General features: G+C 69.1%; 16 protein-coding genes, 1 tRNA gene and 1 riboswitch. Of the genes, 10 read left to right on the forward strand and 7 right to left on the reverse strand.

The features are described from left to right. Positions 1 to 151 precede the first annotated feature (151 nt). Entirely contained in the window at positions 152 to 904 is a 753-nt protein-coding gene (locus ACH4FH_RS33930; RefSeq protein WP_398559792.1) for an MBL fold metallo-hydrolase, read from the forward strand. 114 nt (positions 905 to 1,018) lie between these two features. On the opposite strand, the gene ACH4FH_RS33935 is transcribed toward ACH4FH_RS33930, so the two are convergent. Beyond that, entirely contained in the window at positions 1,019 to 2,272 is a 1,254-nt protein-coding gene (locus ACH4FH_RS33935) for a PTS transporter subunit EIIC (protein WP_398559793.1), read from the reverse strand. A 240-nt stretch (positions 2,273 to 2,512) separates the two neighbouring features. Then, on the reverse strand, positions 2,513 to 3,826 hold the full coding sequence (locus tag ACH4FH_RS33940) for a PTS transporter subunit EIIC (protein ID WP_398559794.1): 1,314 nt from the start codon (positions 3,824 to 3,826) through the stop codon (positions 2,513 to 2,515). Here ACH4FH_RS33940 and ACH4FH_RS33945 point away from each other — a divergent pair. From ACH4FH_RS33945 to rdgB, 4 genes are all read left to right on the forward strand, one after another. Next, positions 3,762 to 4,286 (forward strand): glucose PTS transporter subunit EIIB, encoded by a 525-nt coding sequence (locus tag ACH4FH_RS33945; RefSeq protein ID WP_398559795.1) that lies wholly within the window; start codon positions 3,762 to 3,764, stop codon positions 4,284 to 4,286. The genes ACH4FH_RS33940 and ACH4FH_RS33945 overlap by 65 nt on opposite strands. Before the next feature lie 91 nt (positions 4,287 to 4,377). Next, positions 4,378 to 5,109, forward strand: coding sequence for a ribonuclease PH (gene rph / locus ACH4FH_RS33950; RefSeq protein WP_398559796.1), 732 nt, complete (start codon positions 4,378 to 4,380; stop codon positions 5,107 to 5,109). Positions 5,110 to 5,376: 267 nt separating this feature from the next. Beyond that, complete coding sequence (locus ACH4FH_RS33955) at positions 5,377 to 5,781, forward strand: hypothetical protein (RefSeq protein WP_398559797.1); 405 nt, start codon at positions 5,377 to 5,379, stop codon at positions 5,779 to 5,781. Positions 5,782 to 5,790: 9 nt separating this feature from the next. Continuing rightward, positions 5,791 to 6,426 (forward strand): RdgB/HAM1 family non-canonical purine NTP pyrophosphatase, encoded by a 636-nt coding sequence (gene rdgB / locus ACH4FH_RS33960; RefSeq protein WP_398559798.1) that lies wholly within the window; start codon positions 5,791 to 5,793, stop codon positions 6,424 to 6,426. Positions 6,427 to 6,483: 57 nt separating this feature from the next. On the opposite strand, the gene ACH4FH_RS33965 is transcribed toward rdgB, so the two are convergent. From ACH4FH_RS33965 to proP, 4 genes are all read right to left on the reverse strand, one after another. Beyond that, positions 6,484 to 6,569, reverse strand: a tRNA-Leu gene (locus ACH4FH_RS33965). Between the two features lie 57 nt (positions 6,570 to 6,626). Next, positions 6,627 to 7,145 (reverse strand): HNH endonuclease signature motif containing protein, encoded by a 519-nt coding sequence (locus tag ACH4FH_RS33970; RefSeq protein WP_398559799.1) that lies wholly within the window; start codon positions 7,143 to 7,145, stop codon positions 6,627 to 6,629. 296 nt (positions 7,146 to 7,441) lie between these two features. Next, on the reverse strand, positions 7,442 to 7,744 hold the full coding sequence (locus ACH4FH_RS33975) for a hypothetical protein (protein WP_398559800.1): 303 nt from the start codon (positions 7,742 to 7,744) through the stop codon (positions 7,442 to 7,444). Positions 7,745 to 8,031: 287 nt separating this feature from the next. Further along, the gene (gene proP, locus ACH4FH_RS33980; RefSeq protein ID WP_398559801.1) at positions 8,032 to 9,570 is read right to left on the reverse strand and encodes a glycine betaine/L-proline transporter ProP; all 1,539 of its coding nucleotides are present in this window, start codon (positions 9,568 to 9,570) and stop codon (positions 8,032 to 8,034) included. Between the two features lie 370 nt (positions 9,571 to 9,940). Here proP and ACH4FH_RS33985 point away from each other — a divergent pair, with 370 nt between their 5' ends. Beyond that, positions 9,941 to 10,444 (forward strand): hypothetical protein, encoded by a 504-nt coding sequence (locus ACH4FH_RS33985; RefSeq protein WP_398559802.1) that lies wholly within the window; start codon positions 9,941 to 9,943, stop codon positions 10,442 to 10,444. 38 nt (positions 10,445 to 10,482) lie between these two features. After that, positions 10,483 to 11,727, forward strand: a complete 1,245-nt coding sequence (locus tag ACH4FH_RS33990) for a sensor histidine kinase (RefSeq protein ID WP_398559803.1) — start codon at positions 10,483 to 10,485, stop codon at positions 11,725 to 11,727. Between the two features lie 52 nt (positions 11,728 to 11,779). On the opposite strand, the gene bcp is transcribed toward ACH4FH_RS33990, so the two are convergent. Beyond that, the gene (gene bcp, locus ACH4FH_RS33995) at positions 11,780 to 12,247 is read right to left on the reverse strand and encodes a thioredoxin-dependent thiol peroxidase (protein WP_393895352.1); all 468 of its coding nucleotides are present in this window, start codon (positions 12,245 to 12,247) and stop codon (positions 11,780 to 11,782) included. 224 nt (positions 12,248 to 12,471) lie between these two features. Here bcp and ACH4FH_RS34000 point away from each other — a divergent pair, with 224 nt between their 5' ends. The 3 genes from ACH4FH_RS34000 (at position 12,472) to ACH4FH_RS34010 (ending at position 13,791) form a co-directional block, all read left to right on the forward strand. Beyond that, positions 12,472 to 12,789: a DUF3618 domain-containing protein gene (locus ACH4FH_RS34000; protein WP_398559804.1), complete on the forward strand. Its 318-nt coding sequence runs from the start codon at positions 12,472 to 12,474 to the stop codon at positions 12,787 to 12,789. 155 nt (positions 12,790 to 12,944) lie between these two features. Next, on the forward strand, positions 12,945 to 13,247 hold the full coding sequence (locus ACH4FH_RS34005; protein ID WP_398559835.1) for a GroES family chaperonin: 303 nt from the start codon (positions 12,945 to 12,947) through the stop codon (positions 13,245 to 13,247). 132 nt (positions 13,248 to 13,379) lie between these two features. After that, positions 13,380 to 13,439, forward strand: a riboswitch (guanidine-III (ykkC-III) riboswitch). Between the two features lie 31 nt (positions 13,440 to 13,470). Next, positions 13,471 to 13,791, forward strand: coding sequence for a DMT family transporter (locus ACH4FH_RS34010; RefSeq protein ID WP_398559805.1), 321 nt, complete (start codon positions 13,471 to 13,473; stop codon positions 13,789 to 13,791). Positions 13,792 to 13,816 lie beyond the last annotated feature (25 nt).

The following is a 13,816-nucleotide window of genomic DNA, read 5'->3' on the forward strand; positions in this document are numbered from 1 at the left end:
CGCTCGTGGGCACCGTAAAGACCGCAGGACCCGGCAAGAACCGGCAAGGACCGCCGAGTAACCCGCATGGACCCTTCCCCGAGCTCTCCACGGCGTTCGAGCAGGGGAGACCCCTATTCCGCCGCCCCCGCCCACGGAGGTTCACGCCCGCATGAAGCTCACTGTCGTCGGATGCTCGGGGTCGTTCCCCTCCACGGAATCGGCCTGTTCGAGCTACCTCCTGGAGGCCGACGGCTTCAGGTTGCTCCTCGACATGGGCAACGGCGCTCTGGGCGAGCTGCAGCGCCACACCGGTCTCTATGACCTGGACGCCGTACTCCTGTCGCATCTGCACGCCGATCACTGCATCGACCTGTGCGGCTACTTCGTCGTGCGCTACTACCGCCCGGACGGCGGCCGTTGCGAGCCGATGCCGGTCTACGGGCCGGCCGGCACCGAACGCAGGCTGACCGCCGCGCACGCCGATGTGCCGCACGAGTCGGCGATGAGCGAGGTCTTCGACTTCCGCACCCTGACACCCGGCACCTTCACCATCGGGCCGTTCACGATCCGTACGGAGCTGGTCAGCCACCCGGTGGAGGCGTACGGCTTCCGCATCGAGCACGGCGGCAGGTCCCTGACGTACTCGGGCGACACCGGCACCTGCGAGGCGCTGGACAGGCTCGCCGCGGGCACCGACTTCTTCCTCTGCGAGGCGTCCTTCACACACGGCAAGGAAGACATCCCGGACCTGCACCTCAACGGCCGCGAGGCCGGCGAACACGCCCGGCGGGCCGGCGCGGGCCGCCTGGTGCTGACCCACATTCCCCCCTGGACCGACCCGGAGATCAGCCTCCGGGACGCACAGAAGGTCTACGACGGCCCGGTCGAGGTCGCCAAGGCGGGGGAGTCGTACGAGATCTGAGCGGTACCACGCTCGTCGCCGTGCATGCCGAAGGGCCCCGGAACCAGCTGGTTCCGGGGCCCTTCCGCAGAGCTGACGAAGCGTGAGGCGGGCGGCCCCGCGCGGCCCGGGGGCCTACGCCTTCGTGAGGTCCTCGACCTCCTCCTCGGGCTCGCGGCCCGGGGTGGTGAGGTTGAACTTGGTGATCGCGAACCGGAAGAGCACGTAGTAGACGACCGCGAAGACCAGTCCGATCGGGATGATCATCCAGGGCTTGGTGGCCAGGTTCCAGTTCAGCGCGTAATCGATGAAGCCCGCCGAGAAGGTGAAGCCGTCGTGCACGCCCAAGGCCCAGGTGACGGCCATCGAGATGGCGGTCAGCACGGCGTGGATCGCGTACAGCACCGGGGCGATGAACATGAAGGAGAACTCGATCGGCTCGGTGATACCGCAGACGAAGGAGGTCAGCGCGAGCGAGATCATCATGCCCATCACGGCCTTGCGGCGCTCGGGGCGGGCGCAGTGCGCGATGGCGAGGGCGGCGGCCGGCAGGCCGAACATCATGATCGGGAAGAAGCCCGACATGAACTGTCCCGCGGACGGGTCGCCCGCGAAGAAGCGGCCGATGTCGCCGTGCGCGACCTTGCCCGCGGCGTCGGTGAAGTCACCGATCTGGAACCAGGAGACGGTGTTGACGAACTGGTGCATGCCGATGGGCAGCAGAGCACGGTTGATCAGACCGAACAGCCCGGCACCGCCGGCGCCGAGGCCGGTCATCCATTCGCCGAAGCTGGAGATGCCGTTGCCGATCGGCTCCCAGATCAGCACGAAGAGCACGCCGACGGCGGTGCCGACGAAGGCCATGATGATCGGGACAAGTCGGCGGCCGTTGAAGAAGCCCAGCCAGTCCACCAGCTTCTTGCGGTGGAAGCGCTGCCACAGGATCGCGGCGAGCAGCCCCATGATGATGCCGCCGAGGACACCGGGGTTGTTGACGACAGGTTCGACCCACTTGCCGTCCTTGACGTGGCCTTCCTCGACGGGGAATGCCTTGAGCACGTTGCTGTAGACCAGGAATCCGACCAGGGCGGCGAGCGCCGTGGAGCCATCGGACTTCTTCGCGAAGCCGATGGCGACGCCTATGCAGAACAGCAGCGGCAGGTTGTCGAAGACCGCGCCGCCGGCGGCGACGAAGACCTTGCTGACGTCGATCCAGCCCAGGCCCTTCTCACCGAAGACATCGTCCTGGCCGAGTCGGTTGAGGATGCCCGCGGCGGGCAGGACGGCGATCGGCAGCTGGAGGCTGCGGCCGATCTTCTGCAGGCCCTGGTACAGGCCGGAGCCCCGCTTCTTCGCGGGGGCCGCCTTGGCGGCAGTGGCCGAACTCATCGGATTCCTCCTGGTGAGGCGGGCACTCGAAGGGGGGACGGCCCGCTTGTTGGTCTACACCACTCAGTGGTTTAGACCATTCTTAGCATGTCGCCCCGGCATAAAGGAATCCATTGTTCCAAGTGGTTTGGACCACACGACGGCCGACCCCCCGGTCCATGGACCGGGGGGTCGGCAAAACCAGGAGGTCGGGCCTGGGCGGGGGCGTTACGGCGGGGCCTCCCGGCCCGGCGGCGGCGCCTACTTGACGTTCTCCTGCTCCATCGCGTCCCCCACCTCGTCCGGCTCGCGCCCCGGAGTCTGCAGATCGAATCTCGTGATCGCGAACCGGAAGAGCACGTAATAGACCACCGCGAAACACAGCCCGATCGGAATGATCAGCCAGGGTTTGGTCGCCAGCCCCCAGTTGATGACGTAGTCGATCAGCCCTGCCGAGAAACTGAAGCTGTCGTGCACCCCCAGCGCCCACGTCACCGCCATCGACACACCCGTCAGCAGGGCGTGGAGCACGTACAGCACCGGCGCGACGAAGAGGAACGAGTACTCGAGCGGCTCGGTCACCCCCGTCACGAAGGACGTCAGGCCGACCGACAGCATCATGCCCGCGATCTCCTTGCGGCGATGCCGCTTGGCGCAGTGCGCGATCGCCAGCGCCGCGGCCGGCAGCGCGAACATCATGATCGGGAAGAATCCGGAGGTGAACTGCCCCGCCGTCGGGTCCCCCGCCAGGAACCGGTTGACGTCTCCGTGCACGACCGTGCCGTCCGGCTCGGTGAAGGAACCGAACTGGAACCAGACGAAGGTGTTCAGGAACTGATGCAGGCCGATCACCAGTAGCGCGCGGTTGGCGACACCGAAGAGGCCCGAGCCGATCCAGTCCAGATCCGTCAGCCACTCGCTGAAGCTCGTCAGCGCGTCACCGACCGGCTGCCACACCCACAGACACACCACGGCGAACACCAGGCCGACGAACGACATGAGGATCGGCACGAGGCGGCGGCCGTTGAAGAAGCCCAGCCAGTCCACCAGCTTCACGCGGTGGAAACGCATCCAGAACCAGGCGGAGAGAAAGCCCATCACGATGCCGCCGAACACCCCGGGGTTCTGGAACTCGGCCGCCGCCGCCGTCCCCTCCGGGTCCACGCACACCCCGCCCCACGGACCGGCCTGGACGTACTTCTGAACCGCGTCGCACTCCTCCGGGAACTGGTGCAGCACCGAGAAATACACCAGGAATCCGGCCACCGCGGCCAGCGCCGTCGAACCGTCCGACTTCTTCGCCATACCGATCGCGACACCGACGCAGAACAACAGCGGCAACCCCAGCCCCGAGTCCAGCAGCGCCCCGCCGGCGCCCGCGAAGACCTTGGCGACGTCGTCCCAGCCCAGCCCTTCCGCGCCGAACACATCGGGCTGGCCGAGGCGGTTGAGAATGCCGGCGGCGGGCAGAACGGCGATGGGCAGCTGGAGGCTGCGGCCCATCTTCTGCATGCCCTGGAAGAGCGTGGACGCCCACTTCTTCCGTGGCGCCTCCGATGCTGCCTGGGAACTCATCTCGGCCCTCCCGCGTGTCGGCCCGTCGACAGCCGACCTGGCACGTGCCGCATACTGGTGGTGTAGACCACTTGTGGATGCGATTCCGGTCCCCCGGCGCGCACTCCGGGTGATCGCCATCCTTCGTCACGTAGCGGACGGACGCTCAGATAGTTGGGCTAAACGTGCGTTACGGTGTGAAAACCGCTCGACGGACCGTCGGCGGCCGAGACAAGCAGGAGTGGACATGGCCAGCAAGGCTGAGAAGATCGTCGCCGGGCTCGGCGGCCTCGACAACATCGAAGAGGTCGAGGGCTGCATCACCCGTCTCCGCACCGAGGTCGTCGACGCCTCCCTCGTCGACGAGGCCGCCCTCAAGGCCGCCGGCGCCCACGGCGTCGTCAAGATGGGCACCGCGATCCAGGTCGTCATCGGCACCGACGCCGACCCCATCGCCGCCGACATCGAAGACATGATGTGAGCTGACACCCCCGCTCCATGGCGAGGGCCCCGTCCGGCCGCCGACCCGGCCCCCGGACGGGGCCCTCGCCATTCCCGATAGGGTCTACGCCATGTCTCGCATCGACGGCCGCACCGCCGAACAGCTCCGCCCCGTAACCCTCGAACGTGCCTGGAGCAAGCACGCGGAAGGCTCCGTACTCGTCTCCTTCGGCGACACCAAGGTCTTCTGCACCGCCTCCGTCACCGAAGGCGTCCCGCGCTGGCGCAAGGGCAGCGGCGAAGGCTGGGTCACCGCCGAATACTCGATGCTCCCCCGCTCCACCAACACCCGCGGCGACCGCGAATCCGTCCGCGGCAAGATCGGCGGCCGCACCCACGAGATCAGCCGCCTCATCGGCCGCTCCCTGCGCGCCGTCATCGACTTCAAGGCACTCGGCGAGAACACCATCGTCCTGGACTGCGACGTCCTCCAGGCCGACGGCGGCACCCGCACCGCCGCCATCACCGGCGCCTACGTCGCCCTCGCCGACGCCATCGCCTGGGCCCAGGGCAAGAAGCTCATCAAGCACGGCCGCCAGCCCCTCACCGGCACCGTCTCCGCCGTCAGCGTCGGCATCGTCGGCGGCGTACCCCTCCTCGACCTCTGCTACGAAGAGGACGTCCGCGCCGACACCGACATGAACGTCGTCTGCACCGGCGACGGCCGCTTCGTCGAGGTCCAGGGCACCGCCGAAGCCGAGCCCTTCGCCCGCGACGAACTCAACGCCCTCCTCGACCTCGCCGTCGCCGGATGCGCGGAACTCGACACCGTCCAGCGCGAGGCCCTCGCCCGCACCCTCTGACTCGCCCGCGCCCTCCGGCCGGAGCGCGCGACACGACGGACACGCGAAGCGACAGCGCGCGGAGGGCCGCCGAAACCCCATCGGCTGCCCTCCGTCAGTGCCCCGGCCCCGGCCCTCGCCCCGTGACCCTTTTCGCGGCAGACGCACACCTCTGGCACGGTTCCGCTCGTCGGATCACGCCCCCGACCGGGCACCCCGGCAACCGCGGGGGGCCGTACGGCGTTTCTTCCTTTGTCCGAGCACGCCCCCAAGGGGAGGAACCCCACCATGGTCCCGCGCAACGCCCGCCCGCACCGACGTACCGCCGCCGCACTCGCCGGCCTCGCCGCCGTCACGCTCGCGATACCGCTCCTCGCCGGCTGCGGAGCCGTCCAGAAGGCCATGGACTGCGCGAACACCGCCACCGCCGTCGTCGACAGCGTCGACAAACTCCAGCGGGCCACCCGCAACGTCGACAACCCCCAGGAAGCCGAAAAGGCCCTCGACGACATCGACCGCAACCTCGACAAGGTCAAGGCGACGGCCGACGACCCCGAGCTCACCCGCGCCATCGGCACCATGAATGACGGCGTCAAGGACGCCCGCACCGCCCTCGACAACAACAAGGCCCCCGACGTCACCCCCATCGTCGACGCGGCCGGTGACCTGACCTCGATCTGCACACCGGGATAATCACTGCCCATGCAGCCTCAAACTGGCGGGCGACCCGCATCCCCCCGTCGCCTGATCCTCGCCACCCGTAACGCAGGCAAGGTCACCGAACTCCGGGCCATCCTGAACGCCGCCGATCTGGACGTCGAACTCGTCGGCGCCGACGCCTACCCCGACGTCCCCGACGTCAAGGAAACCGGCGTCACCTTCGCCGAGAACGCCCTCCTCAAGGCCCACGCCCTCGCCAAGGCCACCGGCCACCCCGCCGTCGCCGACGACTCCGGCCTCTGTGTCGACGTCCTCGGCGGCGCCCCCGGCATCTTCTCCGCCCGCTGGGCGGGCAAGCACGGCGACGACCGCGCCAACCTCGACCTGCTCCTCGCCCAGCTCGGCGACATCGCCGACGAACACCGCGCCGCCCACTTCGCGTGCGCCGCGGCCCTCGCCCTTCCCGACGGCACCCAACGCGTCGTCGAGGGCCGTCTCGAAGGCACCCTCCGCCACACCCCCGCCGGAGACGGCGGCTTCGGCTACGACCCGATCCTCCAGCCCCTCGGCGAGACCCGCACCTGCGCGGAACTCACCGCGGACGAGAAGAACGCCATCAGCCACCGCGGCCAGGCGTTCCGGGCGCTGGCGCCGGTGGTGCGGGAGTTGTTGGGCTGAGCGGCCCGGGAGCACGAGAACGGCCTGCGCATCGAAGCATCGATTCGCAGGCCGTTGTGGTGCGGCGGAAGGGATTCGAACCCTCAAGCCCTATACGGGCCACAGATCCTAAGTCTGCTGCGTCGCCATTGCGCCACCGCCGCTAGCCGCCAGCCATGATATCGGTCCGGCGGTCGCCGCGGGGGTGGGGTGCGTCCGGCTCACCTACAGAGGCCGGCGCCCCCACGGCCCCAGGTGTCGGTGAGCGAGTGGCAATTGGGGCACAGATAGCGGAGATTCTCGGCACGGTTATCGCGCCAGTCGCCGTTGATGTGGTCGATCTGCAGCGTGATAGGCCGCCCACGCCACTCGCCGGCGTTACCGCAGTCGATGCAGCGGTACGGGACGTGGATCTCGCCCAGCGCGCGATGTAGCCGCTCGCGGTTCACGCGGGACGATCCCGCGGGCTGCACGCACAAAACATCCGCTGCGATCGGCTTGGGGCGCCTGAACTGAGCGGTTCGTCGCGGCTTCCGCTTGAAATGGGAAACGTCGAGCTGGAGTTGAGCTGCCTTGCGCTGGATGCGGCGGTGGGAGGAGTCATTCACCGGCAGGTCGAGCGCCCGCATGACGTCCGCATAGCTCGTTGCGTCGGCAATTGCTGCCCGGAGTCGATCTTCGGGGAGTAGCGGACGCGTGTAGGTGAAGTGAGTGATGTCCACCCTGAGCTCTGCGAGCATGCGCCGGAGCGCGGTACGCGATCGGCCGTCGTCGGGATGCCGAGAGCGCGGGCGACCTCCCGGACGCTGGTGGCCGAGGCAGCGGCCGCTCTGGCTTCCTCCGGCGTGCAGGGGAGCTCCGGTCCGGAGCGGTTCAGCCCGGGAAAATGGCTGGTGTCGATCCCTGCTGCCGCGATGCGGCGGCGGATGTGAGAGAGGGTTCCTGTCGCGGGCGGAGCACCGAGCTTCTGCGCGACCTCGCGCAATGTTGTTGACGATGTCGCCGCCTTGGCGATCGCCTCGTCTGGGTACTTGCGCTACGCGCTCCGCTGCTTGAAATGACGTGTGTCGATGCCGAATTCGGCGACCGAGGCTTGAAGGGACCTGCGGCGCCCACCGCTCGCCTTGACGTTGAGCCTGCGCATCAGATCGGCCCAATGTGAGGACTCGGCGACTGCCGCGGCCAAGCGTTCGCGGGGGAACTCAGAAGGCATGCGGTACCCCCAGGCGTAGGTCCTCAGGAAGTTCTCCCAGGATGAGGTGATGCGAGAGGCCAGCCGTGGGGTGCCGCGCGGCGAAATGGCAAGCGGCAAAGTCCAGTTCGGCAGTGCGGCGGCCATCGAGCGTGGGTTGGGGATGTCTGCGTCCGGGGGTTGGTTGACTGTCGCACCACCGGACTGCTTCGTCGTAGGAGACCGATGCGAGTGCGGCCTTCGCCAGCACCTCGCGGGTATACGTGACCGGCACAGCTCCCCCTCCCGCGCACCAAGCCCCTCCCCGTGCGCTCTCCAGCTTCTCGAACTGAATAACGATCGAACGTGGGGTCGGTTACGCCGGGTAGCGCGAAGAAGGAAAAGAAGGGGCCCCGGGGATGTCCCCAGGGCCCGCTTCCGAGTGTTGTCGCAGGTCAGAAGCGCGGTTCCGGTGTCTGGGCCGTGACCATCTCCACGGCTTCTTCCTTGGTGGCCACCGAGGGCGGGGAGCCCTCCAGGGGCTGCTGGGCGGTCTCCTTCATGCAGGCCACCGCGATGACGCCGACGAGGGCGGCGCCCATCGTGTAGTAGGCGGGGACCATGACGTTCTGGTCGGAGACGTCCATGAGGGCGGTGATCACCAGCGGGGTGGTGCCGCCGAACAGGGAGACGGCGAGGTTGTAGCCGATGGAGAGCGAGCCGTAGCGGACGTTGGTGGGGAAGAGGGCGGGCAGGGCCGCGGACATGGTGCCCAGGAGGCAGACCAGGGAGAGTCCGAGGAGCGCCATGCCGCCGATGACCGCCGGCACGCTGCCCTGCTTGACCAGGAGGAAGGCGGGGATGGCGATGACGAAGAAGCCGAGCATGCCGGTCATCAGCAGCGGCTTTCGGCCGTAGCGGTCGCTGAGCCTGCCGACGCTGCTGATGACGCACATCAGGACGACCATGGTGCCCAGCAGGATGAGCAGGCCGTGCGACTCCTCGTACTTGAGGGTGTCGGTCAGGTACGTCGGCATGTAGGACAGCAGCATGTAGTCGGTGATGTTGTACGCGCCGACCAGGGCGATGCACAGGATGAGCGTCGGCCACTGCTGGATGAAGATCTCGCTGATCTTCTTCTTCGGGGCGTTCTCCGAGAGGTGCGCGAACTCGGTGTCGGCCTCGGCGGCGGAGCCGCTGGTGACGTGGGTCTGGGAGGCCTCCAGCTTCTGGAAGGCGGGGGTCTCGTCGAGCTTGATCCGCAGGTAGAGACCGACCAGGCCGAGCGGGCCCGCGACCAGGAACGGGATGCGCCAGCCCCAGTGGAGCATGGCGTCGTCACCGAGGGTGGTGTTGAGGAGCAGCACGATGCCGGCGGCGCCGGTGTAGCCGATCAGGGTGCCCATTTCCAGGAAGCTGCCGAAGTAGCCGCGCTTCTTGTCGGGGGCGTACTCGGCGATGAAGGTGGAGGCGCCGCCGTACTCGCCGCCGGTGGAGAAGCCCTGGATGAGGCGGAAGAGGATCAGCAGGACCGGGGCCCAGAAGCCGATGGTGGCGTAGGAGGGGATGAGGCCGATACAGAGGGTGCCGAGCGCCATCATGATCATGGTGAGGGCGAGGACCTTCTTGCGGCCGATCCGGTCGCCGAGCGGGCCGAAGTAGACGCCGCCGAGAGGCCGCACGAGGAACGCGACGGCGAAGGTGGCGAAGGAGGACAGCAGGCTGGTGGTGTCGCTGCCGCCGGGGAAGAAGACCTTGCCGATGGTGACGGCGAGATAGCTGTAGATCCCGAAGTCGAACCATTCCATCGCGTTTCCGAGCGCGGCGGCCTTGACTGCCCGCTTGACCACCTTTTCGTCGGTGATCGTGATGTCGGTGCGCCGCAGCTTGGGGTTTCGGCGCCGGGCGACGGCACGGAAGAGAACCCGATGACGCTTGCGCGCTGCCGGATCGTTGTCGGAAGCCTGGTCTGCTTCGGTGCTGCCGGTCGGCACGAGGCGGTCCTCTCGGTCTGTCAGCGCGCGGTGCGCGGTGGGGTACGACAGGTGCGCCTGCACAGTCGAGCGCGGATCAAACCACTCTGGCCGGATAACGCGATGTAGGTCACGCGGCGCTCGGCCGTACGGCGGAGGATTTCCGGCGCGCCAGAGGCGTGACGGGGCCTGTTACAGGACTGGTACACAGCCGCGCGGTCATCGCAGTGTTCGGGCAATCAGCCCGTGGGGCGGGGGCGGGAGAGTGGCGTGTCGAAACCCGCTCGTTTCCGTCGAGGCGTCGCTGTGCGCCGGGCCCCTTCGGGTGGAGTGTCGGCGTTCGTGTGAGCTGGGTGGGGGTACGGGGCGCGGTCCCCGGGAGGAGAACGTGATGACCGAGCGTGAACGGTTTCGCTGGGTGCGTGGGCGTACCGCTCTGGCGACGTTTGCCCTGGTGACGGCGGTTGCCGCGGGCGGGGTGTGGTGGAGTCAGGGGGCGGACCGCGCGTCGGCGGTGGATGTGGCGCCCAAGACGTCCGCGGTGCAGGACGTGAAGTCGCCCGGCAAGCCCTCGGGGAGTCTGCCGGGGGTGCGGGACTGCGGGCGGGGGGAGCCGGAGATCAAGCCGCAGGTGATCACGTTGACGTGTGTGGATGTGGGGATGGTGGCGACGGCGATCACCTGGGAGCGGTACGGCTCGCGGGAGGCGGAGGGTACGGGGGTGGTGCAGGTGGAGCGGGCCTCGGGGGCGGTGGCCGATGCGGGTTTCCCGGCGACGTTCCGGCTCTTTGCTCCCGAGACCGTGCCCGGTGGCCGGGCCTTCACGGGGCTCGAGGTGACGTACGAGGGCTCCACGCCGCTCGGTGACACGACGGAGATGTACAACCTCGCGTGATGGGGATACGGGGCCGGATCGCACTGGCCATTTCGTGTATGACGGCTCTTGCGGTGGTGGTGCTCGGGTTTGCCGTGCATCACATCGCGGATGCCGAGCGGGAGCGTTCGGCGCGGTCGTATCAGGACGACCGGCTGAGTTCCGCGCTGCAGATCTTTGAGCGGGACGGCACGCTGGCGCTGGGGGCGCAGCTGGACGATGCGACGCTGCCGGTTCCGTTGCGGGACGCGGTGTCGCGGGGCAGGTCGGGGACGTATCTCAGCGGGGGCGAGGATCCGCGGGTGTGGGCGGCGACGGGGGTCGGCGGTGGGGGCGGGCAGGATCCGGCGCGGTCGCTGTCGTTGTCGGCGGCGTTCCCGGACGACGATCCGGCGCGGGTGGCGCTGGATCGGGCGTTGCTGATCGCGGGGTGCGGCACGGTCGTGCTGATGGCGGTGGTGTCGTGGTTCGTCGCGCAGCGGTTGTCCCGGCGGTTGCGGCTGAGTGCGGCGGCGGCCCGGCGGATCGCGGCGGGGGCTCCGCCGGACGCGGACGCGCTGGCCAGTCATGGCCGGGACGAGGTGGCCGAGTTGGGGCGCAGTGTGCATCACATGGCGACGTCGTTGGCGGCCCAGGCGCAGGCGGAGCGGGAGTTCACCGCGGATGTGGCGCACGAGCTGCGGACGCCGGTGGCGGGTCTGGTGGCGGCGGCGGAGCTGTTGCCGCAGCCGCGTGCGGTGGAGATGGTGCAGGACCGGGCGCAGGCGATGCGGCGGCTGGTGGAGGACCTGCTGGAGGTGTCGCGGTTGGACGCGGGGGTGGAGCGGGCGGATGTGGATGCCTGTGAGCTGCCGTCGTTGGTGCGGGGGATCGTGCGGCGGGCGGACCGTCAGCGGGGGGTTGCCGAGGTGTCGGTGTCGGTCGAGGGGGAGCCGCGGATCGTGGAGACCGACCGGCGTCGGGTGGAGCGGGTGCTGGTGAATCTGCTGGCGAACGCGGCGAAGCACGGGAGGCCGCCGATCGAGGTGGTGGTGCGGGGCGCGCGGATCGTGGTGCGCGATCATGGGCCGGGTTATCCGGCAGAGTTGTGCGCGGAGGGGCCGCGGCGGTTTCGTACGGCGGCTCCGGAGCGGGGCACCGGGCACGGTCTGGGGCTGACGATCGCGGCGGGGCAGGCGGAGGTGCTGGGGGCCAGGCTGGACTTCGGCGCCGCCGCGGAGGGCGGCGCCGAGGCCGTGCTGGAGTTGCCGGACCGGGCGGCGGCGCCTTCGGAGCCGGTGGGCCGGGGCGTGTCCCAGGGGTGACGCCTCGGGGCCGTCTTCGCCCGGGCTGCTCGGCCGGGGGTCCGGGGGCGGGTTACAGCCCCAGGTCCTTGATGATCTTGGCGACGTGGCCGGTGGCCTTCACGTTGTAGAGGGCGCGCTCGACCTTGCCCTCCTCGTCGAGGATGACGGTGGAGCGGATGACGCCGGTGACGGTCTTGCCGTAGAGCTTCTTCTCGCCGAAGGCGCCGTATGCCTCCAGGATCTCCTTGTCGGGGTCGCCGAGCAGGGTGACCTTGAGCTCTTCCTTCTCGCGGAACTTGGCGAGCTTCTCCGGCTTGTCGGGGGAGATGCCGATGACGTCGTAGCCGTGGCCGGCGAGGAATTCGAGGTTGTCGGTGAAGTCGCAGGCCTGCTTGGTGCAGCCGGGGGTGAGGGCGGCCGGGTAGAAGTACACGATGACCTTGCGGCCCTTGTGGTCGGCGAGCGAGACCTGCTTGCCGTCCGCGTCGGGGAGGGTGAAGGCGGGTGCGGTGTCGCCGGTCTGCAGTCGCTCGCTCATGGCTCTCCTTCTGGGTGGATCCGTCTGCCCCGAGATTACGCAGCCGGGCCGCGGGGCGGGGCCGGGGGCGCCGCGGCTGGGCGAAACGGGGGTGCTGCGGGGCGCGGGAGGGGCGGAGCTGACAGACTGTCCATCACGAATCGGTATGGAGAATGTGGCCGGTTCCGTACGGGGCCTCGTGCCCGGTCTCGTACGCATCGGCCCGAGACGACGGAGGCAGCGCGGTGTCGGAAGCCAGGACCCCTGCGCAGATCGAGGCGGACATCGTCCGCCGGCGGCAGGATCTCGCGGTGACGCTCGACGAGATCGGTGTGCGGCTGCACCCCAGGACGATCATCGGTGAGGCGAAGGCGAAGACCGCGGCGGCGGTGGACCGTACGGCGGGGCGGGCGTATGTGACCGTTCAGCGCGTGATCTCGGATACCCGCGGCCAGTTGGTGTCGGAGGACGGGGCGCCGCGGCTGGAGCGCGTCATTCCGGTGGCCGTGGTCGGTGTGGCCGTGGTGGGCCTGCTGGCGCTGCGCCTCCAGCGGCGCCGCTAGGCCGTGTCCGCGAAGTCCCGCCCGGCCGGCCGCCGGGTGGCCGTCCGGGGGCGGTGGCTTCGGGCGGTGGTGCGTGGCGTGCGGTGCGCGGCAGGTACGGTCATGCCGTGAGCCCGAAAAACACCAAGGACACCCACGACAAGTTGCCGATCCGGATGCTGCACGACCGTGTGCTGGTTCGGACGGACATCCCCGAGGGCGAGCGCCGCTCTTCCGGGGGCATCGTCATTCCGGCGACCGCTGCCGTCGGCCGCCGTCTGGCCTGGGCCGAGGTGGTCGCGGTCGGGCAGAACGTGCGGACCGTCGAGGTGAGCGACCGGGTGCTGTACGACCCCGAGGACCGCGCCGAGGTCGAGGTGCGCGGTGTGGCGTACGTGCTGATGCGGGAGCGCGATCTGCATGCGGTGGCCGCGGAGCGGCTGGAGGGCGCGGAGGACGCGACGGGGCTGTATCTGTAGCCCGAGCTCCAGCCCGCCTTTTCCGGCCATTTCGCCGGCGTTTTGAGGATGTAGGGGGCCGGTGCGCGTGATGCGTGCCGGAGCGGCCCTGGCGGGCGGTGACCGGGGTCACCGCCCGTTTTCCTGCTTTTTGCTAGCCTCGGTGGTACCCGACGAGACGCGCCGTACCGGGTCACGACAAGACGACGCACCCCTGTTGAAGCTCTTTCACGGAGGTGCCGTCATGGCATGGATCCTGCTTCTCGTCGCCGGTCTGCTGGAGGTCGGCTGGTCGATCGGTATGAAGTTCACCGACGGCTTCACCCGGCTGTGGCCCAGCGTGTTCACGGGCGCGGGCATCGTCGTCAGCATGATGCTGCTGTCGTACGCGGCCCGGACCCTGCCGATCGGTACCGCCTATGGCGTGTGGGTCGGCATCGGTGCGGCCGGTGCCGCGGTGGTGGGGATGATGGTGCTCGGCGAGCCGGCCACCGCGGCCCGGATCTTCTTCATCTGTCTGCTGCTGGTGGCGGTCGTCGGCCTGAAGGCGACGTCCGGCCACTGACCGGGGCAGTCACGTGCGCCCCGGT

The sequence above is a fragment of the Streptomyces sp. NPDC017993 genome (genome assembly GCF_044328065.1).
Taxonomy (GTDB): domain Bacteria; phylum Actinomycetota; class Actinomycetes; order Streptomycetales; family Streptomycetaceae; genus Streptomyces.